27 protein-coding genes and 1 tRNA gene are annotated in these 26,320 nt (G+C 65.6%); 18 read left to right on the forward strand and 10 right to left on the reverse strand.

The window, feature by feature from the left end:
• Positions 1 to 7: 7 nt before the first annotated feature.
• The 4 genes from ACK4SV_RS00750 to ACK4SV_RS00765 all read right to left on the reverse strand — a co-directional run bounded on the left by ACK4SV_RS00750 (position 8) and on the right by ACK4SV_RS00765 (position 3,399).
• Positions 8 to 1,234 carry an acetate/propionate family kinase gene (locus tag ACK4SV_RS00750; RefSeq protein ID WP_409915869.1) on the reverse strand — a complete coding sequence of 409 codons (1,227 nt, stop codon included), beginning with the start codon at positions 1,232 to 1,234 and terminating at the stop codon, positions 8 to 10.
• Positions 1,231 to 2,220: a bifunctional enoyl-CoA hydratase/phosphate acetyltransferase gene (locus tag ACK4SV_RS00755; RefSeq protein WP_409915870.1), complete on the reverse strand. Its 990-nt coding sequence runs from the start codon at positions 2,218 to 2,220 to the stop codon at positions 1,231 to 1,233. Before ACK4SV_RS00755 ends, ACK4SV_RS00750 begins: the two co-directional genes overlap by 4 nt.
• A 30-nt stretch (positions 2,221 to 2,250) precedes the next feature.
• Positions 2,251 to 3,087 (reverse strand): universal stress protein, encoded by an 837-nt coding sequence (locus tag ACK4SV_RS00760; RefSeq protein WP_409915871.1) that lies wholly within the window; start codon positions 3,085 to 3,087, stop codon positions 2,251 to 2,253.
• 222 nt (positions 3,088 to 3,309) lie between these two features.
• Positions 3,310 to 3,399, reverse strand: a tRNA-Ser gene (locus ACK4SV_RS00765).
• Positions 3,400 to 3,594: 195 nt separating this feature from the next.
• On the opposite strand from ACK4SV_RS00765, the gene ACK4SV_RS00770 reads away from it, so the two are divergent.
• The 3 genes from ACK4SV_RS00770 to ACK4SV_RS00780 all read left to right on the forward strand — a co-directional run bounded on the left by ACK4SV_RS00770 (position 3,595) and on the right by ACK4SV_RS00780 (position 5,765).
• Entirely contained in the window at positions 3,595 to 4,797 is a 1,203-nt protein-coding gene (locus ACK4SV_RS00770; RefSeq protein WP_409915872.1) for a serine hydrolase domain-containing protein, read from the forward strand.
• Positions 4,798 to 4,859: 62 nt separating this feature from the next.
• On the forward strand, positions 4,860 to 5,288 hold the full coding sequence (locus tag ACK4SV_RS00775) for an energy transducer TonB (RefSeq protein WP_409915873.1): 429 nt from the start codon (positions 4,860 to 4,862) through the stop codon (positions 5,286 to 5,288).
• 48 nt (positions 5,289 to 5,336) lie between these two features.
• Positions 5,337 to 5,765 (forward strand): energy transducer TonB, encoded by a 429-nt coding sequence (locus ACK4SV_RS00780; RefSeq protein WP_409915874.1) that lies wholly within the window; start codon positions 5,337 to 5,339, stop codon positions 5,763 to 5,765.
• Here the strand turns inward: ACK4SV_RS00780 and ACK4SV_RS00785 are convergent, their stop codons facing one another.
• The 4 genes from ACK4SV_RS00785 to ACK4SV_RS00800 form a co-directional block, all read right to left on the reverse strand.
• A complete protein-coding gene (locus ACK4SV_RS00785) occupies positions 5,766 to 6,170 on the reverse strand; it encodes a rhodanese-like domain-containing protein (protein WP_409915875.1) in 405 nt (134 codons plus the stop codon).
• Complete coding sequence (tldD, locus tag ACK4SV_RS00790; protein ID WP_409915876.1) at positions 6,167 to 7,570, reverse strand: metalloprotease TldD; 1,404 nt, start codon at positions 7,568 to 7,570, stop codon at positions 6,167 to 6,169. The genes ACK4SV_RS00785 and tldD overlap by 4 nt, the downstream gene beginning before the upstream one ends.
• A 72-nt stretch (positions 7,571 to 7,642) precedes the next feature.
• Positions 7,643 to 7,879, reverse strand: coding sequence for a hypothetical protein (locus tag ACK4SV_RS00795; protein WP_409915877.1), 237 nt, complete (start codon positions 7,877 to 7,879; stop codon positions 7,643 to 7,645).
• A 114-nt stretch (positions 7,880 to 7,993) separates the two neighbouring features.
• Complete coding sequence (locus ACK4SV_RS00800) at positions 7,994 to 8,545, reverse strand: tetratricopeptide repeat protein (protein WP_409915878.1); 552 nt, start codon at positions 8,543 to 8,545, stop codon at positions 7,994 to 7,996.
• Positions 8,546 to 8,754: 209 nt separating this feature from the next.
• Between ACK4SV_RS00800 and coxB the strand changes: the two genes are divergently transcribed.
• The 10 genes from coxB to ACK4SV_RS00850 all read left to right on the forward strand — a co-directional run bounded on the left by coxB (position 8,755) and on the right by ACK4SV_RS00850 (position 18,185).
• Positions 8,755 to 9,660 carry a cytochrome c oxidase subunit II gene (gene coxB, locus ACK4SV_RS00805; RefSeq protein WP_409915879.1) on the forward strand — a complete coding sequence of 302 codons (906 nt, stop codon included), beginning with the start codon at positions 8,755 to 8,757 and terminating at the stop codon, positions 9,658 to 9,660.
• Positions 9,661 to 9,692: 32 nt separating this feature from the next.
• The gene (gene ctaD, locus ACK4SV_RS00810; RefSeq protein WP_409915939.1) at positions 9,693 to 11,372 is read left to right on the forward strand and encodes a cytochrome c oxidase subunit I; all 1,680 of its coding nucleotides are present in this window, start codon (positions 9,693 to 9,695) and stop codon (positions 11,370 to 11,372) included.
• A 385-nt stretch (positions 11,373 to 11,757) separates the two neighbouring features.
• Positions 11,758 to 12,711, forward strand: a complete 954-nt coding sequence (locus ACK4SV_RS00815) for a heme o synthase (protein ID WP_409915880.1) — start codon at positions 11,758 to 11,760, stop codon at positions 12,709 to 12,711.
• Position 12,712: 1 nt separating this feature from the next.
• Positions 12,713 to 12,868, forward strand: coding sequence for a hypothetical protein (locus ACK4SV_RS00820; RefSeq protein ID WP_409915881.1), 156 nt, complete (start codon positions 12,713 to 12,715; stop codon positions 12,866 to 12,868).
• 3 nt (positions 12,869 to 12,871) lie between these two features.
• Positions 12,872 to 13,465, forward strand: coding sequence for a cytochrome c oxidase assembly protein (locus tag ACK4SV_RS00825; RefSeq protein ID WP_409915882.1), 594 nt, complete (start codon positions 12,872 to 12,874; stop codon positions 13,463 to 13,465).
• Between the two features lie 76 nt (positions 13,466 to 13,541).
• Positions 13,542 to 14,420 (forward strand): cytochrome c oxidase subunit 3, encoded by an 879-nt coding sequence (locus ACK4SV_RS00830; RefSeq protein WP_409915883.1) that lies wholly within the window; start codon positions 13,542 to 13,544, stop codon positions 14,418 to 14,420.
• A gap of 82 nt (positions 14,421 to 14,502) precedes the next feature.
• Entirely contained in the window at positions 14,503 to 15,177 is a 675-nt protein-coding gene (locus ACK4SV_RS00835; protein ID WP_409915884.1) for an SURF1 family protein, read from the forward strand.
• Complete coding sequence (thrC, locus tag ACK4SV_RS00840; protein WP_409915885.1) at positions 15,178 to 16,563, forward strand: threonine synthase; 1,386 nt, start codon at positions 15,178 to 15,180, stop codon at positions 16,561 to 16,563.
• Between the two features lie 11 nt (positions 16,564 to 16,574).
• A complete protein-coding gene (locus ACK4SV_RS00845) occupies positions 16,575 to 17,144 on the forward strand; it encodes a GNAT family N-acetyltransferase (protein WP_409915886.1) in 570 nt (189 codons plus the stop codon).
• A 12-nt stretch (positions 17,145 to 17,156) separates the two neighbouring features.
• On the forward strand, positions 17,157 to 18,185 hold the full coding sequence (locus ACK4SV_RS00850) for an EAL domain-containing protein (RefSeq protein ID WP_409915887.1): 1,029 nt from the start codon (positions 17,157 to 17,159) through the stop codon (positions 18,183 to 18,185).
• Between the two features lie 545 nt (positions 18,186 to 18,730).
• On the opposite strand, the gene phaC is transcribed toward ACK4SV_RS00850, so the two are convergent.
• Positions 18,731 to 20,569, reverse strand: coding sequence for a class I poly(R)-hydroxyalkanoic acid synthase (gene phaC / locus ACK4SV_RS00855; protein ID WP_409915888.1), 1,839 nt, complete (start codon positions 20,567 to 20,569; stop codon positions 18,731 to 18,733).
• 71 nt (positions 20,570 to 20,640) lie between these two features.
• Between phaC and ACK4SV_RS00860 the strand changes: the two genes are divergently transcribed.
• The 5 genes from ACK4SV_RS00860 (at position 20,641) to ACK4SV_RS00880 (ending at position 25,747) form a co-directional block, all read left to right on the forward strand.
• Positions 20,641 to 21,060: a hypothetical protein gene (locus ACK4SV_RS00860; protein ID WP_409915889.1), complete on the forward strand. Its 420-nt coding sequence runs from the start codon at positions 20,641 to 20,643 to the stop codon at positions 21,058 to 21,060.
• Positions 21,061 to 21,075: 15 nt separating this feature from the next.
• A complete protein-coding gene (locus tag ACK4SV_RS00865; RefSeq protein WP_409915890.1) occupies positions 21,076 to 22,284 on the forward strand; it encodes an LL-diaminopimelate aminotransferase in 1,209 nt (402 codons plus the stop codon).
• A gap of 206 nt (positions 22,285 to 22,490) precedes the next feature.
• Complete coding sequence (locus ACK4SV_RS00870) at positions 22,491 to 23,774, forward strand: homoserine dehydrogenase (RefSeq protein ID WP_409915891.1); 1,284 nt, start codon at positions 22,491 to 22,493, stop codon at positions 23,772 to 23,774.
• A 53-nt stretch (positions 23,775 to 23,827) separates the two neighbouring features.
• Positions 23,828 to 24,781, forward strand: coding sequence for a class II fructose-bisphosphatase (glpX, locus tag ACK4SV_RS00875; RefSeq protein ID WP_409915892.1), 954 nt, complete (start codon positions 23,828 to 23,830; stop codon positions 24,779 to 24,781).
• Positions 24,782 to 24,871: 90 nt separating this feature from the next.
• Positions 24,872 to 25,747: a hypothetical protein gene (locus ACK4SV_RS00880; protein WP_409915893.1), complete on the forward strand. Its 876-nt coding sequence runs from the start codon at positions 24,872 to 24,874 to the stop codon at positions 25,745 to 25,747.
• 8 nt (positions 25,748 to 25,755) lie between these two features.
• Here ACK4SV_RS00880 and ACK4SV_RS00885 read toward each other — a convergent pair whose 3' ends face one another.
• Positions 25,756 to 26,277, reverse strand: a complete 522-nt coding sequence (locus ACK4SV_RS00885; RefSeq protein WP_409915894.1) for an N-acetyltransferase family protein — start codon at positions 26,275 to 26,277, stop codon at positions 25,756 to 25,758.
• Positions 26,278 to 26,320: the final 43 nt, after the last annotated feature.

Raw genomic sequence — 26,320 nt, forward strand, 5'->3', positions numbered from 1 at the left:
AAAATGCCTAATCCTGGCGTTTTTGTTCCGGAATCGAGTCGATTCCCTCGATCAGGCCGAGCGTACCCCGCGCGATCTCCCATTCCTCGTCAGCGGGCATCACAGCGACGCATACGGAGCTTTCCGGTCCATCGATCCGCAGCGCATTTCCGGCATTGGCCGCCGCGTCGAGCCTGAGGCCCGTCCAGGCGAGCCCCTCAGCGATCCTTGCGCGAATGCCCGGCGCGTTCTCGCCGATGCCTGCGGTGAACACCAGCGCGTCCAGTCCTCCCAGCGCCGCGATCATGGATCCGCACTCGCGCACGATCCGGTAGGCAAACAGATCCGTCGCCTCGCGCGCTTCATCGGTATCGCTGGCTTCCACCGCACGCAGGTCGCCCGATACTCCGGAGACGCCGAGCAGGCCGGATTCCTGCCGCAACATTTGCGAGACTGCTTCAACACTCATACTCCGCTCACGGAGTAAAAAGAGGATGAGGCCGGGGTCAACATCGCCGCTGCGCGTGCCCATCGGGATGCCGGACAGCGCGGAAAAGCCCATCGAACAGGCGACACTTAACCCCCCGCGCAGCGCGCAGAGGCTTGCCCCACTGCCAAGATGCAGGGCCAGCGTGCGGTCATGCGCGCGCGCGCCGAACAGTCGGGGCAGGCTGCGCGCCACATGCGCATAGGAGAGGCCATGATAGCCATAGCGCAGCATCCCTTCATCACTCAGCGCCCTTGGGATTGCGTAGAGCTGCGCGATCCTCGGCTGGGTGCGGTGGAAGGCCGTATCAAACGACAGGGTCTGCAGGAGGCCCGGGCGCGCCTCCATCAGCGCACGGACGGCTGACAAGTTATGCGGCTGATGGTCGGGCGCGAGCGGGCTCAGCGTGTCCAGAAGGTCCAGAAGCTCCGTCGCCGCCCGCCGGCTGCCGGTAATCTCCGGCCCGCCCTGCACGATGCGGTGCCCCACCGCGCTGACCGGCCCGCCCAATGCCGCCTCAAGGGCTGCGATCAGGCGCAGCGCCAATACCTCCGCCGAGAGATCGGAGAGGTCCGCCGCGCCCCGAAACCGCTCTGCCGCCGCCTCATCGCCGGCTTTCACACTCAGGCGCGGCGCCGACGGCAATCCCGAAATCTGCGCGCGCAGGACCGGCGCGCCGGGCTCGTCTGCGCCGGTGCCCGGCTCAAAGGCTGCCATCTTGATGCTGGACGATCCCGTATTGAGCGTTGCAATCCGTATACGGCTCATATTGCCCGGCCCGCCCAGTCCAGCCACGCCGCCGCCAGCGCGCAGGAGGCCACCCGCTCGCGCGCGCTGTCCGACCGGCTCGTCAGGATCACCGGCACTTTCGCGCCCAGCACGATCCCGGCGGCGTTCGCGCCCGCCAGATAGTCGAGCTGCTTGGCCAGCATGTTTCCCGCTTCGATGCCCGGAACGATCAGGATGTCGGCCGCGCCCGCGACAGGCGAGACAAGCCCCTTGGCCGCAGCAGATTCTTTCGAGATCGCCAGGTCGAACGCAAGCGGGCCATCCAGGATACCGCCCCGGATCTGGCCCCGCTCCGCCATCTTGCACAGCGCCGCCGCATCGAGGGTCGAGGGGATGTGCGGATCAACCACTTCGGTGGCCGACAGCAGCGCCACTTTTGGCAATTCGATGCCGATGGCACAGGCCAGGTCGATGGCGTTCTGCACGATCCAGCGTTTCGTCATCAGGTCCGGCGCAATGTTCAGCCCGCCATCGGAGATCAGCAGCCAGCTCGGCCAGGCTGGCGTTTCCATTACGAAGATATGGCTCATCCGCCGCTCGGTGCGCAGCCCTCCGGCGGGCGCCACACAGGCCGCCATCAGTTCGCTCGTCGCCAGCGCGCCCTTCATCAGGGCAGAGACGGCTCCGCTCGCGGCAAGGCGCACGCCTTCTGCCGCCGCTGCATGGCTGTGCGGCACCGTAACAATCTCGATACCCGAAAGGTCGAGCCCCGCCGCTGCCGCCGCTGCCTCGATCCGGGCGGGCGGCCCGACAAGGACCGGCTCGATCAGGCCATGATTGCGCGCTTCGATGGCCCCCGACAGCGACAGCGCATCCACCGGATGCACAATCGCCGCCGGAATGGCCGGCTGCCCGGCCCGCGCCAGCAGCCCCTCGAAAGCCGTTTCATCCCTGCCGGTCTCGCTCGTGCCCATGGCGTCCTCCAGATCCACCGCCACCTTGCGCGGAGCTGGCGGCCCCTGCAAGCGCCTGCAACCCGGACCGTCCCGCGCCCGTCAGTGTGACAGCAGCAGGGGCAGGTGCGCCTCGCGCAACATGCTGCGCGTGACGCCTCCGAACAGCGCCTGTTGCAGCCGGGAATGGCGATACCCGCCCAGCACCATCAGGTCAGCGTCAATGTCGGTCGCAACCCGCAACAGAACCTCATGCTTCGATTGTCCAAGGCTCGCCTCATTGCGCAGCACGACCTTCAGCCCATGGCGTGCAAGATGCGCTGCGATATCTATGCCCGGCGTATCGCCATGCTGGAACCCGCCCGGCCTGACATCCACCGTCACAATCGTCACAGTCGCGCCCGCGGGCAGGACCATCAGCGCATCATGCAGCGCCCTGGCCGCTTCGCGGCTTGCGTCCCAGCCAGCAACCACATTGGTGCCAACCGTCTCGCCCTTCCAGTCAGCCGGCACGACCATGACCGGCCGGCCCGAACCCAGCAGCGCGGCCTCGATCATCTCGGCGTGGGGCTGGGGGCTTTCCTTGGCCGGCGCGCGGATGACGGTCAGGTCGCCATGGCGCGCCATCGCGGCGATCAGTGCCTCAAGGTTGATGCTGTAAGTCATCTGCCGCCGGACTTCAAAATCCGGATACTGACGATCAAGCACTGTTTTGAGATCGCTCCAGAACCGCTCGATCCTGAGCTTGTCCTGATTGAGCTGCTCCGCATACGCCGCCCCGGCGCCATACTCATTGTAAAGCAGCGCCGATGGCAGGATACCGATGCCTGCGCAGGCGACATGCGCCCCCGTCGCCTCCTTCAGCCTCTGTGCCAGGGCGATGGCCCCCGTGTCCTGAGTTGCGCTCGTCACGCAAACGAGAATGTCCCTGAGCTGCATCTGTCCGTCCTCCGTTCAGCGCCCCGCTGCGGACCCGCGCCCGCGCCTGCCAGCAGGCTCGCCGGCGCTGCCGCCTCATGAGCAACCTGACCCCCTTAAAGCCGGGAAAGGAGCGGCCCAGAATAAGTAATTGCCGCAACCCCCACGAAAGGCCGCCGGGAAGCGAGACGACCCGGTAGAGTCGAAAAAACCAATAAAATCAGAACAGTAATTTAAGAAAACTGGCGGAGAGGGAGGGATTCGAACCCTCGATACCCTTGCGAGTATATCGGTTTTCGAGACCGACGCGATCGACCACTCCGCCACCTCTCCGCGCCGGGGTCTTTGAAGGGGCGTGACGTATCCCGGCCCGGCGAAAAGCGCAAGACACCATACTGGTGAAAATTCCCCCGCCCGGCGCCCGCGCGCCCGGGCCCCGCTTCCCCCTGCGGCAGCGCTCGCCAAGCCCGCCGGATGCGCTAGTCTGGCCCCAGCGGCCCGCCAGCGGCCTCAAGGGAGGAGTTCACCATGTCAGCCACCGTCCAGGGCAAATGCGACCCTAAATTTGCGAAAGTCCGCGAGGAATTCGAGCGCAATTTCGCCGCGCGCGGCGAGGTCGGCGCTTCGGTCTGCCTGTCGGTGAATGGCGAGACGGCGGTCGACCTCTGGGGCGGCATGGCCAACCCAGAGACGAACGATCCCTGGCGGGAGGAAACGATCTCCATCGTCTTCTCCTGCACCAAGGCGGCGGTCGCCACCTGCGCGCATATCCTGATCGACCGGGGAGAGCTCAATCCCGCCGCCCGCGTCAGCGACTACTGGCCGGAGTTTGCAAAGGCCGGCAAGGAGAAAACCACCGTCCAGATGATGCTGAACCATGAGAGCGCGCTGCCGACCCTGCGGGATCCCGTCAAGCCCGGCGGCTTTGCTGACTGGGATTATATGGCCGCCCGGATGGCGGACGAGGAAGCCTTCTGGGAGCCCGGCACGCGCAATGGCTATCACATGATCAATTTCGGCTGGACGGTGGGCGAGCTTGTCCGCCGCGTGTCCGGCAAAACGCTCGGCACCTTCTTCCGCGAGGAAGTAGCGGAGAAGACCGGCGCGAAATTCTGGATCGGCCTGCCGGAAAGCGAACAGGTGCACATCGCCCCGATCCGGCCTTACATCCCGAAGCCAGATGATCAGCCCACGGAGTTCACCGTCGCGCTGATGACGGACCCGGCCTCCATCCAGCACAAATCCTTCATGAACACCGGCGGATGGGATTTCAACGACCGCAAGGGCCAGGCCGCAGAGATCGGCGGGGGCGGGGGGCTTTCCAATGCGCGCGGTCAGGTTGCGTGGTATACGGAGCTTGCCACCAATTCCGGCAGGCTCGTCTCGGCCGACCGGCTGGCAGCGATGAGCATGGTCAGCGTCGCCACCCAGCGCGACGCGACGCTGCTCATCCCCACGCGCTTTGCCTCGGGCTACATGAAGTCGATGGACAATCGCCGCCTCGGCCTCGGCCCGGGCACCAGCGCCATCATCGGCGAGCGCGCTTTCGGCCATGTCGGCGCGGGCGGCTCCATCGGCTTTGCAGACCCGGACTGCGGCCTCGCCTTCAGCTATACGATGAACCAGATGGGCGGCGGCCTCCTCCTCAATGATCGCGGCCAGAGCCTGATCGATGCCGCCTATGCCGCCCTCGGCTACCGCACCAACGCGCCGGGGGCGTGGGTGCGGTAATTCCGCTTGCCCCGCCGCCTCGGCGCGCCTATCCTTCCCGCGAAGATTGCAGGGAGAGGCATGTGCGCTGCAGGATCGTTCTCGCCGCCGGCTTTCTGGCCTTCGCCGCCGGTGCTTCATCGGCGGGCGAGGAAGAGTGCCCGGACGAATGTATCCCGTTCGATGTGGATGCGCGCCCCTTGACGGTGCCCCAGCCGGTCTTTCCGGTTTTCGCCGCTTATCTCGGTCTCGGCGGTTATTGCGAAGTCCGGTTCTCGGTGACACCTGACGGGCGCACAACGGCCATCGAGCCTGCCTGCTCGCGGCCGGCCTTCTGTGACAGTGCAGCCCGCGCCATCGGGGAAATGCGGTTCAAACCGGCGGAACGCGGCGGCAAACGTGTTCTCCGCAGCAATGTCGTGGCCCCGCTGACCTTCCTGCTCGACGGCATGGACCAGGCGGTGGTCGAGGCACAGCCTCTCAGGGGCTGCGTGGATCCGAACATTTCATGAAGGCCCGTGTCGCCGTTAGCTGAGCCTGAACTGAAGGAGTCCCGGAACATGCGTATACGGATATTTTCTGCCGCCATGCTTCTCCTCGCCGCAGGTGCCTCAGCCGGTGAAGGCGCCGCGCCGGACACAGGCGCGGCAACAGAGCTGGTGCTGAAAAAGGGTAATCTCGAAGCACATGTCGTCCGATGGCCCCAGCCCACCTATCCGGCGCGGGCGGCCGAGCAAAGCCTCGTGGGATTTTGCGATGTCCGGTTTGATCTGGATGCGGATGGTTGCCCCCGGAACATGACGCCGCATTGTTCAGACGCCGTTTTCTGTCAAAGCGCGGCCACCGCCATGGCGGCGGCGCGTTTCCGCCCCCGGATCGTGAACGGCACCCCGGTGGCCCACCCGAATGTCGTCTTTCCCCTCGAATACCGGATCGACGGGGTGCCACCGGCCAGCCCGGATCCCCGCACGCTTACGGTGTGCCCCTGATCAGCCCGCCACGGCCGGCAGCCCGCGTGCGATCCAGCCGCCTTCGCCGCGATAGCCGCCGGTCACGCTGAACAGGTGGACGAAGCCTGCCGCGCGGGCCTGCATCGCCGCCTGCATGGATCGCTGTCCGCGCTCGCTGATGAAGGCAACCGGCCGCTCGAAATCGCCCGCCAGCCGCGCCACCTGCTGCAGGAAATCCCGGTCGCGCAGGCTGGCATGTTCCGCCCCCTCCGGCGCCCCGGTCGCGGCGCGTTCGGAAGGCTGGCGCACATCGATCAGCAACAGCTCGCCCGCCACGAGGTTCTCATGCGCGTCCAGCGCGCTGATCTGGCCGATGGGTGGGGCCGGGCGGCCGTCCGCATCCTTCTTCGACATCATCGCGGCGATGATGGCGGCAATCCTCATCCCGCCCCGCCCACGGTCAGCGCGCCGACCTTCAGCGTCGGCTGGCCCACGCCCACCGGTATGGATTGTCCCGCCTTGCCGCAGACACCGACGCCGTCATCCATCGCGAAATCATTGCCAATCATGGTGACATCCGACAGCACCGTCGGCCCATGCCCGATCAGCGTCGCATTCTTCACCGGCGCCACCACCTTGCCATTCTCGACAAGGTAAGCCTCCGTACACTGGAAGACGAAATTACCCGAGGTGATATCCACCTGCCCGCCGCCGAAATCCACCGCCCAGAGCCCGCGCTTGATGGAGGCGACAATCTCCGCCGGGTCGCGGTCTCCGCCCAGCATCACGGTATTGGTCATGCGCGGCATGGTGGAGGCTTCATAGCTTTCGCGCCGGCCATTGCCCGTGGGCGCCATGCCCATCAGGCGGGCATTCATCCGGTCCTGCATATAGCCCTTGAGGATGCCGTCCTCGATCAGAACGGTGCGCTGCGTCGGCGTGCCCTCATCATCAAAGGACAGCGATCCGCGCCGAGCCTCGATGGAGCCATCATCAATGACGGTCACGCCGCGCGCGGCCACCTGCTCGCCGATGCGCCCGGAATAGACGCTCGTGCCCTTGCGGTTGAAGTCCCCCTCGAGGCCATGCCCCACCGCTTCATGCAGCAGCACGGCCGGCCAGCCGGGGCCGAGCACCACTTCCATCTCGCCGGCCGGGGCAGGGATGGAGCGAAGGTTCACTTCCGCCTTGCCAATCGCCCGGCGCACCATGGCCTGCCAGCGCTCCGGCGCGATCCATTCGTCATACGCCGCCCGGCCGCCCGCACCTGCTGAGGCTGACTCGCGCCGGCCATTCTCCTCCAGCGTCACAGACACGTTCAGCCGCACCAGCGGGCGGATGTCATGGAACTGTGCCCCGTCGGGCCGGATGATGTCGATTTCCTTATGGCTCCCGGCCAGCGAAACAGACACCTGCACCACGCGCGGGTCCGCCGCACGGGCAAAGGCGTCGATCTCGGCCAAGAGGTTCGTCTTGTCGCCAAAGGCAGGCGCCAGCGTCGGGTCTATGGGCTGGTAGAGGCGGCGGTTGACCGGCTGCGGCCCGGCGGCGAGCTTGCCGGAATAGCCGCGCTTCGCCTGCGCCGCCGTCTCCGCCGCCCGGCGGATCGCCGCGAGGCTCAGTTCAGAGGCATAGCCGGAGCCCTGCGCCTCGCCGGCCACGACGCGCAGGCCGAAGCCCTGGTCGGTGTCATAGGCGGCCGATTTCAGCCGGCCATCATCAAAGACGAAACTTTCGGAGCGGGAGCGCTCGATATAGAGGTCGCCATCATCGGCGCCTTTGGCGGCTTCGGCGAGGATGTCAGCGGCGGCGCGGGAATCGAAGGGCAGGGGAGATTGGGTCATGCCCCCAACATGTGCCCGCGCGCGCGCGGCTGCAAGCCGCTTCGCGCGGCCAGGCGCGGACTCAGGCGTGGATCAGGCCACCGATGACCGGCGCACCCGGGACATTGGCGCGCGCGGTGCCTTGTAGGGCCGCGACATGCGGATGCCGCCCCGCGCCGCGCCGATCACACAGGCCGCCGCAAACACCAGTGTCAGCACCTTGAAGCCCGCCGCGATATAGCCGGCCACGCCAAACTGCGCCGCCAGGATGGCCACCATCACCATCAGGATGAAACACACCGCCAGAACCCGCATCGCTGTCTCCTGCATCGACTACAGGGTTTCCAACGCCTCTGCGCCGGTCCGGTTCCGTGATGGCGACTGATTCCCGTGTCAGGCGAGAGACCTGCGCCTGCCGGGCCTGCTGAACGCTCAGTCGATCCGTCAGTTGATCGTCACTTCAAACCGCGCGAGCTGTTCAGCGGTGCGGGGGAAATCGGGGTTCAGCTCCTGCGACTTCAAGAAGTCGAAATACGCCCCCTCGATATCGCCGGTCTGCTCCTTGACGATCGCGCGGTTGTAATAGGCGGCATAGAGCTCCGGCGTGCCGAGCTCTATCGAGCGCTCGATGGACACCCGCGCCGCTTCATAATCGCGGCCGAGGATGTAGGCGGCGCCCTCGTTCAGCCAGGTCGCGCCATTGTCCGGGGAAATGCGCTTTGAGGCAGCATAATCTGCCAGCGCAAGGTCCAGCTTGCCCTGCCGCATCCGCAGGATGCCGCGATTGGTGAAGGTCGCGGCCCGGTTGGAGATGTTCAGCATCTCGGTTTCCAGCGCCCGCGTGCAGATGGCCTCGGCATCGGCAATCCGGCCCTGGGCGAACTTGGCAGCCTGGTAACACTCGCGCGCGAGCCCGCCGCCGATGACCGAGATCTGCGCCGCCGCAACCGGGGCGAGCGCGACCAGAAATGCAGTAAATACAACTGTGCGGACCATGGATGTCCTCCCTTCATTCTTGTGACAGGAGTATATCACGCAGGCGCCTGCCCGGCGATCCGCTGCGACAATTTTGAGCGAGGAAAAGGCTGGGGTTCGCCTGCGCGCTGGTATAGTTAGAGCCGGAATCGTAGTGAACCGAACTGGGGTTATTTTCCGTGCGCCATCTCCTTGCCGCCCTCTCTGCTGCAGTTCTTGCAGCTCCGGCCATGGCCGGCGAACCCGTAGACGGCGCCCTCGGCTTCCAGCCGGCGGCCACCCGCATCGCTGAGCGGGTGCATGAATTCCATGTCGTGCTGCTCTGGATCATCACCGCCATCACCCTCCTGGTGCTGGCGCTGCTGCTGTACGTGATGGTGCGCTACAAGAAGAGCTCCAATCCCGAATCGCGCAAGTTCAGCCACAACACCACGGTTGAGGTGGTCTGGACGGTCGTGCCCGCCCTGATCCTGGTCGGCATTGCCGGGCTGTCCTTCCCGCTCCTCTACTACAAGGATGTGCCGCCCAACCTCACCCAGATCGTTGCGACCTCTGAGCGCCTGCTCGCCGAGGGCCGCTCGGCCCAGCATCAGTCCTTCACGCGCAACCATTTCCCCGATGCCGCCGCTGAAGGTTTCATCACGGTCAAGGTGCAGGGCAACCAGTGGAACTGGACCTACACCTATTCCGACCTGATCGACGAGTCGGGCTTCCCTGTGGAATTCGTCTCAAACCCGCTGCATCGCGGCCGCGCCAGCGACCCGGCCGAAGGCGTCCGCCTACTGTCCACCGACTATCCCATGGTCATCCCGGTCAACCGCTACATCCGCTACCAGACCGCCGCTGCCGACGTGATCCACTCCTGGACCGTCCCGGCCTTCGGCATCAAGACCGACGCCATCCCCGGCCGCCTCAATGAAGGCTGGTTCCTGGTCAACCAGACCGGGGTATATTTCGGCCAGTGTTCTGAGCTGTGCGGCATCGACCATGCCTACATGCCGATCGAAGTGCGCGTCGTGCCGCAGGCCCAATATGACCGCTGGGCCGAGCTGATGCTGGCGGGCGATTTTGACGCCGCCGCCGCCTCTGTCCGCCAGATTGCCGATGCCGGCACCGCCCAATACGCGTCCAACTGAAGTCCGATTAGAGAAAGTCCCGCCCCATGCCCATGGATCAAGTCGCCACCGGTCACGATCATGCCCATGATCACAAGCCCGGCTTCTTCACGCGCTGGTTCTTCTCGACGAACCACAAGGATATCGGCACCCTCTACCTGATCTTCGCGCTGATCGCGGGCGTCGTCGGCTACTCGCTGTCGGGCCTCATCCGCTGGGAACTGGCAGAGCCGGGCATCGGCCCGATGCTGTGGATCCAGACCACCTTCTTCGGCCTCGAGGGCGAAGCGGCGCTGACCGCTGCCAAGCACTTCTACAATGTAGTGATCACCTATCACGGCCTCGTCATGATCTTCTTCATGGTGATGCCCGCCCTGATCGGCGGTTTCGGCAACTGGTTCGTGCCGCTGATGATCGGCGCGCCGGACATGGCCTTCCCGCGGATGAACAACATCTCGTTCTGGCTGACGGTGGCCGCCTTCATCCTCGCCCTCCTGTCGATGATCGTGCCCGGCAACTCGGCCGGCCCCGGCTTCGGCGGCGGCTGGACGCTCTACCCGCCGCTCTCCGGCGCCACCGGCCACCCGGGCCCGGCGATGGACCTCCTGATCCTGTCGCTGCACACCGCCGGTATCGCCTCGATCCTCGGCGCCATCAACTTCATCGTCACCATCCTCAACATGCGCGCCCCCGGCATGACGCTGCACAAGATGCCGCTGTTCGCCTGGTCCATGCTGATCACCGCCGTGCTGCTGCTGCTGGCCCTGCCGGTGCTCGCCGGCGCGCTCACCATGCTGCTCACCGACCGTAACTTCGGCTCGCAATTCTTCGTGCCCGGCGGCGGCGGCGACCCGGTGATGTTCCAGCACCTGTTCTGGTTCTTCGGCCACCCCGAAGTCTACATCATGATCCTGCCGGCCTTCGGCATCATCAGCCACATCGTCTCGACCTTCTCGAAAAAGCCGATCTTCGGCTATCTCGGCATGGCCTATGCGATGGTTTCGATCGGCGTCATCGGCTTCGTCGTGTGGGCCCACCACATGTATACGGTCGGGATGAACGTGGACCTGAAGGCCTATTTCGTGGCTGCCACCATGGTCATCGCGGTGCCCACCGGCATCAAGATCTTCTCCTGGATCGCCACGATGTGGGGCGGCTCGATCGACTTCAAACTGCCCATGCTCTGGGCCATCGGCTTCATCTTCCTGTTCACCGTCGGCGGTGTGACGGGTGTGGTGCTCGCCAATGCCGGCATCGACCATGTGCTGCACGACACCTATTATGTCGTGGCTCACTTCCACTATGTGCTCTCGCTCGGCGCGGTGTTCGGCCTGTTCGCAGGCTGGTACTACTGGTTCGAGAAGATGTTCGGCGTGAAATACAACGCCATCCTCGGTAGCCTGCACTTCTGGCTGATGTTCATTGGCTCGAACGTCCTGTTCTTCCCGCAGCACTTCCTCGGGCTGCAGGGCATGCCGCGCCGCTATATCGACTATGCCGACGGCTTCGCCACCTGGCACTATGTGTCGTCCATCGGCTACGCCATCACGCTGGTCGCGACGCTGATCTTCTTCGTCTCGCTGGCCGTTGCCTTCATCCAGCGCCGCAAGGCGACCGAGAGCGGCAACCCCTGGGGCGAAGGCGCCACGACGCTGGAATGGACCCTGCCGTCCCCGCCGCCCTTCCACCAGTATAACGAACTCCCGGTGGTCACGACCAAAGGCGGCCACTGAGGCGACGCTTCAGCCCCTCACCCCTCTCCCCCCGGGAGAAGGGTGAAGGGCAGCCCCACTAACCCCTCTCCCACTTGTGGGAGAGGAGGGGCCCGCGCCGAAGGCGTGGGAGGTGAGGGCCTACCAACCTCCCACCTCACCCTTCTTGTCATCCCGGCGCACGCCGCGACCCAGAAAAGCCACACAGAACAAGGTTCAATAGGCTCCCGGCGTCCGCCGGGATGACAGCGGGCGGGCCTGCTCCGACACGATCACCCGGCTGACAGCGCGCACCAGACCATCGGGTATTGTGTCACGCTGCTTTCCGCGCTCGTTTTTGCCATATGCATCGCAGACGCAATTCTGAGGCGCGTCCGGCAACGGAACGCGTTATAGACCCGCCATAATGACTGATACGCACGCCACACCTGCCAGACGCCCCGCCACGGCGGCGGACTATGTGAACCTGATGAAGCCCCGCATCATGATGCTGGTGGTGTTCACGGCTGTGGCCGGCCTTGCCGCTGCCAGCGGCCTCACCGGCGCCGCGATGCACCCCGTCATGGCCGCCATTGCGGTGCTCGCCGTCGCGCTCGGCTCGGGCGCCGCCGGCGCGATCAATATGTGGTATGACGCGGACATTGACGCCGTGATGAACCGCACCTCTACCCGCCCCATCCCGTCCGGCGCTGTGCCGAGGGATGAGGCGCTCGCGATGGGCCTCATCATGTCGGGCGTCTCGGTGATGCTGATGTGGCTTGCCTCCAACTGGCTGGCCGCGGGCCTGCTGGCGCTGTCGATTGCCTATTATGGCTGGTTCTACACGATGGTGCTGAAGCGCCGCACCGCGCAGAACATCGTTATCGGCGGCGCGGCCGGCGCGTTCCCGCCGGTTATCGGCTGGGCAGCGGTCACCGGTTCGGCTCCGCTGGACGCCTGGATCCTGTTCGCCATCATCTTCTTCTGGACGCCCCCGCATTTCTGGGCGCTGTCGCTGCTGGCCCACAAGGAATACGCCAAGGTCTCGGTGCCGATGCTGCCGGTCACGCATGGCGCGAAGGCGACCCGCACGCAGATTTTCCTCTACACGCTTGTGCTTGTCGCCGTCTCGCTCGCCCCGCTGGCGACCGGACTTGGCGGCTGGGTGTATGGCGGCGTCGCAGCGCTCCTCGGCACGGGATTCCTCGCCTATGCCGTGCGCCTTCTCACCTCGCGCGCAGGGGATGCCGACGCCCCGGGCGCGGACATGAAGCTCGCCCGAAACACCTTCGTCTTCTCGATCCTTTACCTGTTCATCCTGTTCGGCGCGGTCCTGGCCGAACATGCCGGCGGCCTTTACTGGCCCCTCACCGGAGGCTGACATGACCGACCCTGCACCGCTGACCCCTGAAGAACTCGCCGCGCGCAAGAAGCGCAATCTCTGGCTCGGCCTGTCGCTGGCCGGCTTCGTCGTCCTCGTCATGCTGATCACGGTGATCCGCCTGACGACCGGCGAAGGCATCTCGACGCGGATGTAAGCGATGGGCCTGTCGAACACCCGGATTGCGCTTCTCGGCGGCGGCCTCGCTGCCGGAATGCTCGTGCTCGCCTTTGCAGCTGAGCCGCTCTATTCGGCCTTCTGCGAGGTCACCGGCTTTGGCGGTACCACGCGGATGGCGACCGCCCCGGCCAGCCAGATCCTGGAACAGACCGTCACCGTGCGCTTCGACGCGAATGTCGCCGACACGCCCCTCCTGTTCCGTGCCCTCCAGGGCCCGCAGACGGTCCAGCTCGGCCAGCATGGCCTTGCTTTCTATGAAGTGACCAACCCGACCGACCGGGAAGTGCGCGTCATCGCCACCTATAATGTGACGCCGCATATGGCCGGGCCGTATTTCAACAAGCTGGAATGTTTCTGCTTTTCGGAGCGTGTTATCGGGCCGGGCGAATCGCGCAAGCTGCCGGTGGTCTATTTCGTCGCCCCGGAGATGGTCGAGGACCGCGTCGCCTCGCAGCTGGAGACGATCACCCTCAGCTACACTTTCTTCGACAGCCGCACCTATAATGGCCCCCGCACAGAGGCGAATGCAGAAGCGCGTGCCGGGGGTGCGGCAAATCCGGCCACGCCGGGCTGAAAGAGTTGCCTGACCGCGCGCACAGGCGATAAAGAGCGCGACAGTTTGGTATGATTCCGGAGGGGATTCAGAGAAGATGGCCGGCGGCGACGTCAAACACGATTATCATCTGGTAAACCCCTCGCCCTGGCCGCTGCTGGGGTCGCTTGCGGTTACCGTCCTCGCCATCGGCGCTGTCACCTATATGAAGGGCCTGTTCGGCATTGCCGAAGGCAGCTGGTGGCTGATGGCCATCGGCTTTGCCATGGTCATCTGGGTGATGTTCGGCTGGTGGGCCACCGTGGTCAAGGAAGGCCGCGCGGGCGACCATACCCCGGTGGTCGAGATCGGCCTGCGCTATGGCATGATCCTGTTCATCGCTTCGGAAGTGATGTTCTTCGTCGCCTGGTTCTGGAGCTTCTTCGAATTCGCGATCTTCTGGGACGCCCGCGTCGGTCCGACCTGGGACGCCGCCAACGCCCTGTTCGCTGACAATCTGGAGCGGTTCCGCCAATGGCCGCCGGCGGGTGTCGAGACGTTCGATCCCTTCCACCTGCCGCTGATGAACACGCTGGTCCTCCTGCTCTCCGGCACGACCGTGACCTGGGCGCACCATGCGCTGCAGCATGGCGACATGAAGGGCGCCAAGCTCGGCCTGTCGGTGACGATCATCCTCGGCCTCGCCTTTACGGCGCTGCAGGTGCTCGAATACAGCCATGCCGGCTTCACCTATGACGGCACGCTCTATGGCTCAGCCTTCTTCATGGCCACCGGCTTCCACGGCGCCCACGTCGTCATCGGCACGATCTTCCTGATCGTCTGCCTGTTCCGGATGTATGCCGGCAATCTGACGCCGAAGAAGCATCTCGGCTTCGAGTTTGCGGCCTGGTACTGGCACTTCGTCGATGTGGTCTGGCTGTTCCTGTTCGCCTTCGTCTATGTCGTGCCCCATCTGGTGCATGGCGGCGGCCACTGAGGCAGCGGCAAGGTAACGGATTGCAGGAGCCCGCCGGCAGAGCTGCCCGGCGGGCTTCCTGTTTGAAAGGCGAGGCAGAGCGATGCAATTCCGCCCCTATCCGGTGATGACGGCGTTCACGGCCGCCGCCTTTGTCATCCTCATCCTGTTCGGCAACTGGCAATGGGGCCGCTACGAACAGAAGATGGGCGCGCGGGACACTGCGCCGGACTGGGCAGACATCACCGCCGCCATCATCCCCGGCACCGAGCAGGCCGTCTATGCCTATGCCGAGGGCCGCTCGGCCTGGCGCATCACGGTCGCAGCCGAAACAGCCGACGGGGTGATCCTCCTGCCGCGCCAGATCAGCTATGAGGTGGAGCCGCCGGACATCCTGCCGCTCGCCGTTGCCGAAGCCGTCACCCTGCGCGGCCTGTGGCATCCCCCGTCGCGGCGCAATGCCTTCTCGGCAGAGGACCAGCCCCAGTTCGGGCTCTACTACACCTTCGATCCTGTGCGCATGGCCGAGACCCTGCCGCCGAGCGTCGGGGCCAGGCTGATCCCGCGCGTGTTCGAGCCTGAAACCCTCGTGCTGATCGGCACCGCCGAGCAGGTCGCCAATCCGATGCTGCAACCCGGCGATCCCGCGCGCCTGCCGCCGGAGCGGCATTTCGGCTACGCGCTGACATGGTGGGGCCTCGCCATCGGGCTGATCGGTGTGTATCTGGCGTTCCATTACCAGAAAGGCCGGCTGCGCTTCGGGCAGGAGAAAGAGTAAGTGAAATACATTTCCACGCGCGGCGGCGCCGGGCCTGTCGACTTTGCAGGCGCCTGCCTGGCGGGCCTTGCGCCTGATGGCGGCCTCTATGTGCCCGAAAGCTGGCCGCAGATTGCGCCTGCCGCAGCCGGCGAGCCCTATGCCGAGGTTGCTGCGCGAATCCTCTCCGCCTTTGCCGGGGATGCGATCCCCGCCGATGTGATGGCCCGCCTGTGCGAGGAAGCCTATGGCCGCTTTTCGCACCAGTCCGTCGCCCCGCTGACGCAGGCCGGTCCCGGCCTGTGGCTGATGGAGCTGCATCACGGGCCGACGCTGGCCTTCAAGGATGTGGCGATGCAGATCATCGGCCAGATCTATGACTATCTGCTTGGCCGCTCCGGTCAGCGCATGACCGTGGCGTGCGCCACCTCCGGCGATACGGGCGGGGCAGCAGCGGCGGCCTTTGCAGGCTTGCCCAGCGTTCGCCTCGTCATCCTGCACCCGCATGAGCGCGTCTCGCCGGTGCAGCGCCTGTTCATGACGACGACCGGGGCGGAGAATGTGCTGAACCTCGCCGTCGAAGGCGACTTCGATGACTGCCAGGCGATGATCAAGGCGATGTTCGCGGACAAGGCCTTTGCCGGCCAGATCGGTCTCTCTGGTGTCAACTCCATCAACTGGGCCCGCATTGCGGCGCAGGCGGTCTACTATGCCACCGCCAGTGCGCAGCTTGGCCACCGGCCGCTGCGCTTCGTCGTGCCGAGCGGCAATATGGGCGATGCGCTGGCAGGCTATGTCGCCGCGCGCTGCGGGCTGCTTCCGGGCGGCCTGGAGATCCGCTGCGCGGTGAACGAAAACGACACGCTCGCCCGCCTGTTCAATACCGGGCGGATGACCCGCACCGCTGCGGTCGCGACGCCCAGCCCGGCAATGGACATTGCCGTCCCGTCGAATTTCGAGCGGCTGCTGTTCGAGGTGGCCGGCCGCGACCCCGAGGCGGTGCGCCGCACCTATGAGACCTATGCCCAGTCGGGCGAAGCGGCGCTTCCCGAGAGCGCGTATTCGCGGCTCTCCTGTACGGGGCTCTCGGCGGCGTCCGTCAGCAATGACGACACGCTGGCTGAGATGGCGCGCTTCCACGCCGATACTGGCTGGCTGATCTGTCCGCATACGGCCGTTGGCACGCTGGAGGCGTCTCGCTGGGCGTTGTCCGGGGCGGAGGCCACAATTGTGCTCGCCACAGCCTCTGCCGCGAAGTTCCCCGAAACGGTGGCAGAGGCTACAGGCGAGGAGGCGCCGCTTCCCTCGCGCTGCGCAGACCTTGTCGCGCAGGGCGAAGTGTTCGAGCGCGTGCCATCCGATCTGGGCGCCGTGCGCGCGCGCATCGCCGCCTTCGCGGCCGGATAGGAGGCGCGGCGATGGCCCTCATCCCGCCTGATACGGTGATCCCGGCGGGGCGGACGGTGCTGATGGGGGCGCGGCGCAGCGACTATGCCGAATGGTCCGCCCTGCGCCGGGAAAGCCGCGACTGGCTGGAGCCGTGGGAGCCGCGCTGGCCTAAGGATGCCCTCTCGCGCGGCGACTGGCATCGCCGCGTGGATGCCTGGAACAAGGCCTGGAAGGCGGGGAGGGGCTATGTGTTCCTGATCCGGAGGGCCGCTGACAACATGCTGCTGGGCGGGGCCTCGCTGACACAGGTGCGCGCCTGGCCGGCCAATGCGGCGAGCCTCGGCTACTGGATCGGCGCGCCCCATGCGGGGCAGGGCTATATGCAGGAAGCGGTCAAGGGCCTCTGCGACTGGGCGTTCCCGGCGCTGCGGCTGGCGCGGATCGAGGCGGGCATCGTGCCCGGCAATGACCGCTCGCGCCGCGTGCTGGAGGCCGCCGGTTTTGCCGAGGAGGGCTATGCCAAGGCCTATCTGGAGATCGCCGGAACCCGGCGCGACCATGTTCTTTTTGCGCTCGTCAGCCCGGACATTCGCGGCTAGGACTGAGCCTGCATGTCTAAACCCCTTCCGACAGACCCGCAGGGCAGCTGGCACTGGCGCGGCGGCGCAGGCCGCCTGATCATCGAGGCGCGCACCGGCACGCTGCTCTCAGACATGGCCGGCAACTGGTCGCTCGATGCGCTTGAAAAGATGGTGGAGGGGCTGAGCCGGGGGCGTCTTGGCAAGGCACTGTCGGCCAGTGACGGGCCGGTGCGCTGCGGGCTGAGGCTTTCCAATGGGCGGGACGTGCATTTCGTCGGCGCCTTCGTCAGCGATAATGAGGCGCGCGGCATGCTGCTTGCCGGCGAGAGCTTCCCCGAGATCGACCCCGCCGAGATGCGCCCCGGGCCGGATCTTGTGCCCGTCTACCAGCCGATCATCTCGCTGAGGGATGGCCGGGTGGTCGGCTTCGAGGCGCTGGCCCGCTGGGACGGCATCGAGGTGAACGCGCCGCCGAGCCGGTATGAAGACCAGGCGCTGGCCTCCAATATGCTGATCCGCTCAGCCGAGACGCTGTCGAAGCTGCGCGAGGGGGCAAGACGCGACGACCTTTTCATGCATGTGAACCTAACGGCGCGGGAGCTGACACGCTCGACCCTGCCGGCGCTGATCGAGGCGCTCATGAATGGCTACAAGCTGCCGGAGAAGGCGCTGCGCATGGAGCTGACCGAGCAGGCGGCCCTGCGCGACGAGAACCATGCGCTGTCCGCCGCGATGGCGATGAAGGCGGTGGGGGCGGGGCTGGTGCTCGATGATTTCGGCACGGGGCATTCCTCGTTCCAGTGGCTCGCCGACCTGCCCTTCGACAGTTTGAAGATCGATCACGGCCTGACGCGGCGTCTCGGCGAGGCGCGCATCGACACGATCCTCGGCACGATTACGCTGCTCGCGACGCGGCTCGGCATGTCGTCTACGGCTGAAGGCGTGGAGCGGCGCGAGGATGCCGGGCGGCTGCGCGCGCTGGGCTTCGACCATGCGCAGGGCTATGCCTTTGCCCGGCCGATGGATGCGGAGAAGGCGCTGGCGTTCCTGAAAGGCTGAGCCGAGGATTGCACGCAGGCGGAAAATCCGGACAGGGAGCTTTCCCTTCCGGTGATGCTTGGCAAAGGGTCCTGCGGATGGGGCGATGGCCCAATTGGTCCGGGGACGGAATTTTTACTCTACAGTTTGGTATTGGTGTCCCCGGCGTCCCGGAGCCTGCCGCCACCCGCAGTTTGAGCCAGGTCGTGATGACGAAACACGCCCGGCCCGACCCGAAGCCGGACCATCCGGCTTCGAGGCAGAGTATATGGCGGGGCGGGACCCGGTCGGATTGGATTGCTGGTGTTTTTTATTGGTGGAGCGCGCCGGGCGAGTGTTGAGCCTTGTTCCTGCGAAGTTTTCTGGGTCCCTGCCTGCGCCGGAATTACAGGGGATGAGGTGGTTTTTGGGGGGATAGGGATGTGCGAACCCAGCAGAAACAGAAGGGTGTCCCCGCTTCAGTTCATGTCACCCCGGCGGAAGCCGGGGCCCAGCGTCAAGCGGTATTGAGGCTTGCGCCCTCTCACCCCCAACTCTCTCTCCAAGGGAGCGGAGCTTTGGGTGGTTCACTCCGCCGGGAGTTTGATGTGCTCGAGGCGCGTCTTGACATACGTGCCGGGGGCGGGGCCGAGGCCCATGTCCTTGGGCTGGACGGCGGGCACCTTGCGGCCGGATTTCGGCTTCAGCCAGGCCCACCAGGTGGGCCACCAGCTGCCGGGTGTTTCCTCGGCGCCCGACATCCAGTCTTTCGCTGAAGCATGCGGCGCGAGCGGGCCGGGGCGGGTCCAGTGCTGGTATTTCTTCGCATCCGGATGATTGACGACGCCGGCAATATGACCCGAGCCGGAGAGGACGAAGGTGGCGTCCCCGCCATAGCGTTTCGCCGTGCGGAACACGCTTTCGAAGGGCACGATATGATCGTCCTTCGAGGCCTGAAGCATCACAGGCACCTTGATGTCGCCCATGCTGATTTTTTGTCCGAGGACGGTATATTCCCCGCGCGCGAGACGGTTCTCGGCGTAGCATTCCTCAAGGTAGCGCTTGTGGACCTTGCCGGGGATGTTGGTCTGGTCGGCATTCCAGTAGAGCAGGTCGAAGGGGCGGGGCGGCTTGCCCAGCATGTACTGGTCAACGACATAGCGCCAGACAAGGTCGATCGGGCGCAGCCAGTTGAAGGTCTCGTACATGTCCTTGCCGGGCATGATGCCGCCATGCTCGTCGATGATCCCGAAGACATAATTGCGGCCCGGCCCGTCGGTGAAGACTTTCAGGTCGCCGGCGAGTTCGAAGTCGGACTGCGAGGCGAAGAAGGTGGCCGAGTCGATCTTCGAATAGCCGGTGGCGGCCATGTGGGCGAGGGCGGAGGTGAGGAGCGTGCCGCCGATACAGTAGCCGACCGCATTGAGGCTTTTCGCGCCGGCGGCCATCAGGGCGGCTTCGGTGGCGGCGTAGATGCCCTTCTGAACGTAGTCGTCCCAGGTATAGTCCTTCGTCACCTTGTCTGCGGAGCGCCAGGAGACGACGAAGACGGTGAGGCCCTGATTGACCAGCCAGCGGATCATCGAATTCTTTTCCTGCAGGTCCAGAATGTAGAATTTGTTGATCCAGGGCGGGAAGATCAGCAGGGGCTTGGCGTGGACCGTTGCCTGCGTCGGGGCATACTGGATGAGCTCGATCAGGTCGTTGCGGAAGACGACTTCGCCAGGGGCGGTGGCGATGTTCTTGCCAAGCTCGAACGGGGTCTCGTCGGTCTGGGTGATGTAGAGCTTGCCATTGCCCTTGCGCACATCCTCGCGCGCCATGCGCAGGCCCGCGAGCACGCTTTCGCCGCCGCTTTCGATGAAGGCTTTCAGCGCCTGTGGATTGGTACCGAGGAAATTGGTGGGCGAGAGGCTGTCGGTGAGCAGCTGGGTGAAGAATTTGGCGCGCAGGTGGATGGCGTCGTCAAGGTCGGGTGCCTTGTCGGCGAGGCTGGTCAGCCATTTGGCATTGACCTCATAGGCCTTGCGGATGAACCGGAAGCCGGGATTGGTCTGCCATTCGGGATCGGAGAAGCGCTTGTCCTTGACGGGGGGCGGTTCCGGCGCGAGGGCTTCCATCGCCATTTCCTGCCAGAGACCCATCCAGCCCTGCATGAGCTCCATATTCGCCTGCATCAGCGCCATCGGATTGCGCGCAAGGCTGAGGCCGAGCTCGCGCATGGCGTCGCCTGCGCCCATCGGGTCGCCCTTGGCGATGGTGCCGAGCGGGCCGGAGCCGGTGATGACTTCGGTGAGGAGGGCCTGGGATTCGGTGTTGGCAAGCGCCAGCGTCGTCATCAGGAGGTGCAGCCGCGCCGGATCCTGCGCCATCATCAGCGCGGTGAGGCTGTCGGTTTCAGCCGGCAGGAAAGGTTTGCTGCTCATTGGTCGTAGTTTTGCCCGCTTGATCGGGCTTATCTATCCTTCGGAAAGTTTGTGATTTAATGAGTTTAAGCATGAAAAACACCGCGATTCCCCTCCTGAGTGTGCCATTCCTGCTCATTGCGGGGTGCGCCTCATCCTATTCGGCGGTGCGCGAGGCGGTGGGCCAGGCGCCGGAATGGTATGGTGAGCGGCGCACGGAAATCCGGGGCGAGGGGTATCCGGCGATTGCGGATGTGCCCCGGCTGGAGCCGGCGAGCGTGCCGGGCCGGGGGCTGGCGCAGCGCCGCAGCCGCGCCGCGCAGCTGGTCGCGCAGTTCGACAACAATCCGCGAGCCGAGCCGCCACAGGGCGGTATCGAGGAAATCCTCCAGCTTGCAGCAGACATCCGGGCGCGCCTTGGGGATGAGGAGCCGCCGGAAGCGTTCCTGACCGAGGCGGATCTTGCGGCGATCCGTGCGAGTTTCACCGTGCCGCGCGTAACCCAGGACTGACCGGAGCCCCTCCCCATGAACACCGACTTTCACAAGATCCGGCGCCTGCCGCCTTATGTCTTTGAGCAGGTGAACCGCACCAAGGCGGCGCTGAGGGCCAAGGGCGCGGACATCATCGACCTCGGCATGGGCAATCCGGACCTGCCGACGCCGAAACATATCGTCGACAAGCTGGTCGAGACCGCGCGCAAGCCGGATGTGAACGGCTATTCCGCCTCGCGCGGCATACCCGGCCTGCGCCGGGCGCTGACCGACTATTACAGGCGCCGCTTCGGCGTCAGCCTCGACAAGGACCGGGAGGTGATCGTCACGCTCGGCTCCAAGGAAGGGTTTGCAAACCTTGCCCAGGCGATTTCTGCGCCGGGGGATGTGATCCTCGCGCCCGACCCGTCCTATCCCTTGCATCATTTCGGCTTCATCATTGCCGGCGCCTCGATCCGCGGCGTGCCGGCGCATACGCCGGAGCAGTACCTGTCGAACCTTGGCAAGGCCGTGCGCTATTCGGTGCCGCCGCCGACGGCGATGGTCTTGTGCTTCCCGTCGAACCCGACAGCGGCTGTCTGCGATCTCGATTTCTACAAGGAGGCCGTCGCTTTCGCGAAGAAGCATGACCTCTGGGTGCTGTCGGACCTTGCCTATAACGAGATCTATTTCGACGAGCCGACGCCCTCCATTCTGCAGGTCGACGGGGCGAAGGATATCGCGGTGGAGTTCACCACCATGTCGAAGACCTATTCGATGGCCGGCTGGCGGATCGGTTTCGTCGCGGGCAATGAGCGGCTTGTGGGCGCGCTGGCGCGGGTGAAATCCTATCTCGATTATGGCGCCTATACGCCGATCCAGGTGGCCGCGGTGGCCGCGCTTGACGGGCCGCAGGACTGCGTGGCGGAGACGCGCGCGATCTACAAGGCGCGCCGCGATGTGCTGGTGGAGAGCTTTACCCGCGCCGGATGGCCTGTGCCGAGTCCTAAAGCCTCGATGTTCGCCTGGGCGCCGATCCCGGAACAGCTGCGCCATCTCGGCAGCCTCGAATTCTCATTGCAGCTGATCAACGAGGCGCATGTGGCGGTGGCGCCGGGCGCAGGCTTTGGCGAGCATGGGGATGATTATGTCCGCATCGCGCTGGTCGAGAATGAGCAGCGGATCCGGCAGGCCGGGCGGAATATCCGCAAGTTCCTGGCCTCGCGCGGCGTGAAGGAAATCAAGCCGGTCGCGGCGGCGTGACCCTTCCTTGAACCCCTCGCCCCCGGAACGGGGGAGAGGGGCAGGGGTGAGGGGGAGCAGCGGCTGAGCGGAGCGCTTCGTTGAGAGGTCGCGCCCCCTCACCCCCAACCCCCTCTCCCCAAGGAGAGGGGGCTTAAGGCCTTCCCCCCGGGCCCCAAAAGGGCTAGGCAGCGCGCGGTGTCTGGATAGCGTGTGAGGGGACCCTCGTGGGGCCTTTGAGGATCGGGATTGCGGGGCTCGGCCATGTGGGGTGCGGGCTGATTGAGCTGGTGCAGCGGCAGGAGCGGCTCCGCCTGCCCGGGCAGGTGGTGATTGCGGGCGTCAGTGCGCGCTCGCAGAGCCGGAACCGGCCGGTGAGCACGGATGCCTATACTTGGTATGACGACGCCGCGACGCTGGCCGAGGACCCGAAGGTGGACGTGTTCGTGGAACTCGTCGGCGGGTCGGACGGGCCGGCGAAGTTTGCGGTGGAATCGGCGCTGCGGGCCGGAAAGCATGTGGTGACCGCCAACAAGGCGCTGATCGCCAAGCATGGGCAGGCACTCGCCGCGCTGGCAGCCGAGAAGCAGGTGGACCTCTTGTTCGAGGCGGCGGTGGCGGGCGGCATCCCGGTGGTGCGCGTGCTGCGCGACAGCCTGGCGGGCACCGAAGTCAAGCGCGTGTCCGGCATCCTCAACGGGACGTGCAATTTCATCACCTCGACCATGCTGGAGACCGGCCGGTCCTACGAGGATGTGCTGGAGGAGGCGCAGAAGCGCGGCTATGCCGAGGCAGACCCGACGCTGGACGTGTCCGGCATGGACGCAGCCCACAAGGCGGCGATCCTGTCGGCGATTGCGTTCTCGGCAGACCTTGATTTCTCGAAGGTGGCCGTGCGCGGCATTGAAGAGATTGGCCTCCTGGACCTGCGCCTCGCCGACCGGCTGGGTTTCCGGATCAAGCTGATTGCCGAAGGCGTGCTGACCAAGGCGGGCGTTGTCTGCCGGGTGGAGCCGATGGCACTGCCGGCGGCCCATGCGCTGGCGCGCATTGATGGCTCGCTGAACTCGGTGCGCGTCGAGGCTGACCCGCTGGGCGCGGTCGTGCTGACCGGGCCGGGGGCGGGCCCGGGGCCGACGGCGAGCGCGGTGATGGGCGATGTGGCGAAACTGTTCCGCCCGGCGATCCGCAATGCGTTCGGCCGGGCCGATCACCATGTGGCGCAGCCTTTCGTGACCGGCACAGGCGACGAGATTGCGCCTTTCTTCCTGCGCGTACGCCTCGCCGACCGGCCGGGCACGCTGGCGGCGCTGACCGAGGCGCTGGCCGAGGAAGGCGTGTCGGTGGACAAGCTCCTGCAGGATTCCGCCGATGAGAGCGGGGCGAGCCCTGTGGCGGTTGTCACCCATCGCTGCCCGCGCGATCACATGGCCGCAGCCCTGAAGCGCATCGACGCGCTGGGCGTGACGGTGGACGCGCCGAGACTGATACGGATTGAGACGGCAAGCTAATTGCTTAAGGCTGCCCCAGACTAACAGGAACGACCGGACCGGAGAAAAAGTCCATGAATAACAATGTTCTGACTTCCAGCCTTGCCGATGCCATGGTGCGCGTGACGGAGGAAGCGGCGATTGCCGCTGCGCGCCTTGCCGGGCGCGGCGACGAAAAGAAGGCCGATGCGGCCGCTGTGGACGCCATGCGGTCTGCCTTCAATGCGGTGGATTTCAAGGGCCGCGTCGTGATCGGCGAGGGCGAGCGGGATGAAGCCCCGATGCTCTACATCGGCGAGGAAGTCGGCACCGGGAAAGGCCCGGAGATCGACATTGCGCTGGACCCTCTTGAAGGCACGACGCTGACGGCGAAGGCGATGGCGAATGCCTGCGCGGTGCTGGCGATTGCGCCGCGCGGCGGGCTCCTGCACGCGCCGGACACGTATATGGACAAGCTGGCCATCGGGCCGGGCTATCCGGAGGGTATTGTCAGCCTCGACAAGTCGCCCGCCGACAATATCCGCGCGCTGGCGAAACATGCCGGCCGGGCTGTGGAAGACATGACGGTGTGTGTGCTTGACCGGCCGCGCCATCAGGAAATCATCGACTCGCTGCGCTCGGCGGGCGCGCGGATTGCGCTGATCTCGGACGGCGATGTGGCCGGCGTGATCGCAACGACCGATCCGGCAACCGGCATCGACATGTATGTCGGCCAGGGCGGCGCGCCGGAAGGCGTGCTGGCGGCGGCGGCGCTGAAATGCGTGGGCGGGCAGATGTTCGGCCGCCTCGTGTTTCGCAATGAGGACGAGAAGAAGCGCGCGGCACGCACCGGGATTACCGATTTCGACAAGACCTATTCGCTGAACGAGCTGGCCTCGGGCGAGACGGTGTTCTGCGCCACGGGCGTGACGCCGGGATCGCTTCTGGACGGCGTGTCGGTGAAGGATGGCCGGGTGCACACGCATACGCTGGTCATGACGTCCACGGACGGCATGGTGCGCAATGTGCGCAGCGCGCGGAAGGCCTGAGGCGCGGTAAACGACGGGGGTAATCACCGGGCTTGCGCGCGTTTGCCGGGACTGCTGAATAGGCGGGACAAGCGAACGGAGGGGACAGGGATGCTGTCGCGCGTGAGTATCCTGCAATGGGTGATTGTCGTCTTTTCGCTGGTGACGGTGAGCGGCGGGCTGGTGCTGCTCCTGACCCCGCTGGGGGCAAACCTGCCGGGGGACGGGCAGAACAGCAGTGCGCTGACAGCGTCGGTTGCGCTGATCGTGGTCGTCGTCGGCCTGATTCTGACGGTCTACATGCAATCGGCGGAGTATCGCCGGCAGGCCGAGATTATCGACGGGCTGCAGGAAATCCGGATCATCCTGACGATCATGGCCGCGCGGGTGAGCCTGGCGCGGACGGGCGGGGACGCTGACCACAGTATTTCCGCCGAGGAACGCGCGGTGTTGCTGAACGCCGTGAAAGGGCCGGCGGGGCGTTTCCTGAATTACATGCGCGGGGTGAAGGACAAAGAGGCGGGTGAGGCGAACGCTCCGACGCGGTGGCGGACGATCTTCCTGAACTTCTCGATGGTGGTCTATGCGACCGATATCGGGCGGGCCGGGCAGAATGTGATCGACCTCCTGCAGGTGGTCGATGATGTCACGGTCAAGGATATCAAGAAATATGCCTCCAAGGTGATCTCGGCGGACTCCATCGACAAGATCCGGGCCTATGAGGACGACATTATCGTCCGGGCACTGAAATCCATGTATGCCGAACAGGCGCAGCGGGCTATTGACCCGGCGGACATGGCACGGCTGGAAGGCATGATCGCCGGGCTGCAGGCCGTGTTGATGCAGGACGCGCAGGGCCGGGCGGGCTGGGCGGAGCTGCAGAAGACGCTGCCCAAGGCGCGGGCGGGTGATCCGGAGGCGTTCAATTATATCGCGTCACTGTATGGCGCGCTGGTGGCGCCGGACGACGACGAACCGCAGGGCTGAATTGCGCGTCAGAGGCGCTTTGCCATGACGATGTCGTCATAGAATGTGCCGCCGACTTCGAACTTCCGTGTGCCGATGAGTTCGAAGCCGTGGCGGGTGTAGAAGGCGACGGCACGGCGGTTGTCCTGATAGGTGCCGAGGAGGAGGCGCGGAGCGCCGCGCGCGGCTGCGTCTTCGAGGGCGGCGCGCATGAGGCGCTCGCCCGTGCCGGTCCCGTGGAAACGGGAGAGGACGTAGATGCGTTTGAGCTCGATATCGCCGGGCTCGGGCGCAACCGGAAGGTCCGGCGGGCAGTTGACGGCATAGCCGATGGGGGCGCCGGTGGCGGCATATTCGGCGAGCCACACCGAGGCAGCGGGGTCTGCGAGCCAGGCCTCATAGACGCTGCGCGCGTGCTGGCGCGTGCAATGGGCGACCATGGCGGCGCCGTCGATGTCGAAAGTGTAGCTGTCGATGAAGGTGGCGACGCCGATATGGGCGAGGCGTTCGGCGTCGTCGGGCCGGGCGGGGCGGAGAGTGATTTCGGTCATATGAGAGGCGCCACAAAAGGAAACGGCGGCAGGGAAACCCCGG

The organism is Hyphomonas sp. (genome assembly GCF_046313735.1).
Classification (GTDB): domain Bacteria; phylum Pseudomonadota; class Alphaproteobacteria; order Caulobacterales; family Hyphomonadaceae; genus Hyphomonas.

Excerpts from the sequence above, each read along its gene's own strand:
- tldD (WP_409915876.1), bottom strand. The coding sequence starts at position 7,570 with ATGACCCAATCTCCCCTGCCCTTCGATTCCCGCGCCGCCGCTGACATC.
- ACK4SV_RS00885 (WP_409915894.1), bottom strand. The coding sequence starts at position 26,277 with ATGACCGAAATCACTCTCCGCCCCGCCCGGCCCGACGACGCCGAACGC.
- ACK4SV_RS00800 (WP_409915878.1), bottom strand. The coding sequence starts at position 8,545 with ATGGTCCGCACAGTTGTATTTACTGCATTTCTGGTCGCGCTCGCCCCG.
- ACK4SV_RS00860 (WP_409915889.1), top strand. The coding sequence starts at position 20,641 with ATGAAAAACACCGCGATTCCCCTCCTGAGTGTGCCATTCCTGCTCATT.
- ACK4SV_RS00750 (WP_409915869.1), bottom strand. The coding sequence starts at position 1,234 with ATGAGCCGTATACGGATTGCAACGCTCAATACGGGATCGTCCAGCATC.
- phaC (WP_409915888.1), bottom strand. The coding sequence starts at position 20,569 with ATGAGCAGCAAACCTTTCCTGCCGGCTGAAACCGACAGCCTCACCGCG.
- ACK4SV_RS00760 (WP_409915871.1), bottom strand. The coding sequence starts at position 3,087 with ATGCAGCTCAGGGACATTCTCGTTTGCGTGACGAGCGCAACTCAGGAC.
- coxB (WP_409915879.1), top strand. The coding sequence starts at position 8,755 with ATGGCCGGCGAACCCGTAGACGGCGCCCTCGGCTTCCAGCCGGCGGCC.
- ACK4SV_RS00780 (WP_409915874.1), top strand. The coding sequence starts at position 5,337 with ATGCGTATACGGATATTTTCTGCCGCCATGCTTCTCCTCGCCGCAGGT.
- ACK4SV_RS00865 (WP_409915890.1), top strand. The coding sequence starts at position 21,076 with ATGAACACCGACTTTCACAAGATCCGGCGCCTGCCGCCTTATGTCTTT.
- glpX (WP_409915892.1), top strand. The coding sequence starts at position 23,828 with ATGAATAACAATGTTCTGACTTCCAGCCTTGCCGATGCCATGGTGCGC.
- ACK4SV_RS00825 (WP_409915882.1), top strand. The coding sequence starts at position 12,872 with ATGGGCCTGTCGAACACCCGGATTGCGCTTCTCGGCGGCGGCCTCGCT.
- ACK4SV_RS00770 (WP_409915872.1), top strand. The coding sequence starts at position 3,595 with ATGTCAGCCACCGTCCAGGGCAAATGCGACCCTAAATTTGCGAAAGTC.
- ACK4SV_RS00785 (WP_409915875.1), bottom strand. The coding sequence starts at position 6,170 with ATGAGGATTGCCGCCATCATCGCCGCGATGATGTCGAAGAAGGATGCG.
- ACK4SV_RS00830 (WP_409915883.1), top strand. The coding sequence starts at position 13,542 with ATGGCCGGCGGCGACGTCAAACACGATTATCATCTGGTAAACCCCTCG.
- ACK4SV_RS00835 (WP_409915884.1), top strand. The coding sequence starts at position 14,503 with ATGCAATTCCGCCCCTATCCGGTGATGACGGCGTTCACGGCCGCCGCC.
- ACK4SV_RS00795 (WP_409915877.1), bottom strand. The coding sequence starts at position 7,879 with ATGCAGGAGACAGCGATGCGGGTTCTGGCGGTGTGTTTCATCCTGATG.
- ACK4SV_RS00845 (WP_409915886.1), top strand. The coding sequence starts at position 16,575 with ATGGCCCTCATCCCGCCTGATACGGTGATCCCGGCGGGGCGGACGGTG.
- ctaD (WP_409915939.1), top strand. The coding sequence starts at position 9,693 with ATGGATCAAGTCGCCACCGGTCACGATCATGCCCATGATCACAAGCCC.
- ACK4SV_RS00815 (WP_409915880.1), top strand. The coding sequence starts at position 11,758 with ATGACTGATACGCACGCCACACCTGCCAGACGCCCCGCCACGGCGGCG.
- ACK4SV_RS00850 (WP_409915887.1), top strand. The coding sequence starts at position 17,157 with ATGTCTAAACCCCTTCCGACAGACCCGCAGGGCAGCTGGCACTGGCGC.
- ACK4SV_RS00820 (WP_409915881.1), top strand. The coding sequence starts at position 12,713 with ATGACCGACCCTGCACCGCTGACCCCTGAAGAACTCGCCGCGCGCAAG.
- ACK4SV_RS00880 (WP_409915893.1), top strand. The coding sequence starts at position 24,872 with ATGCTGTCGCGCGTGAGTATCCTGCAATGGGTGATTGTCGTCTTTTCG.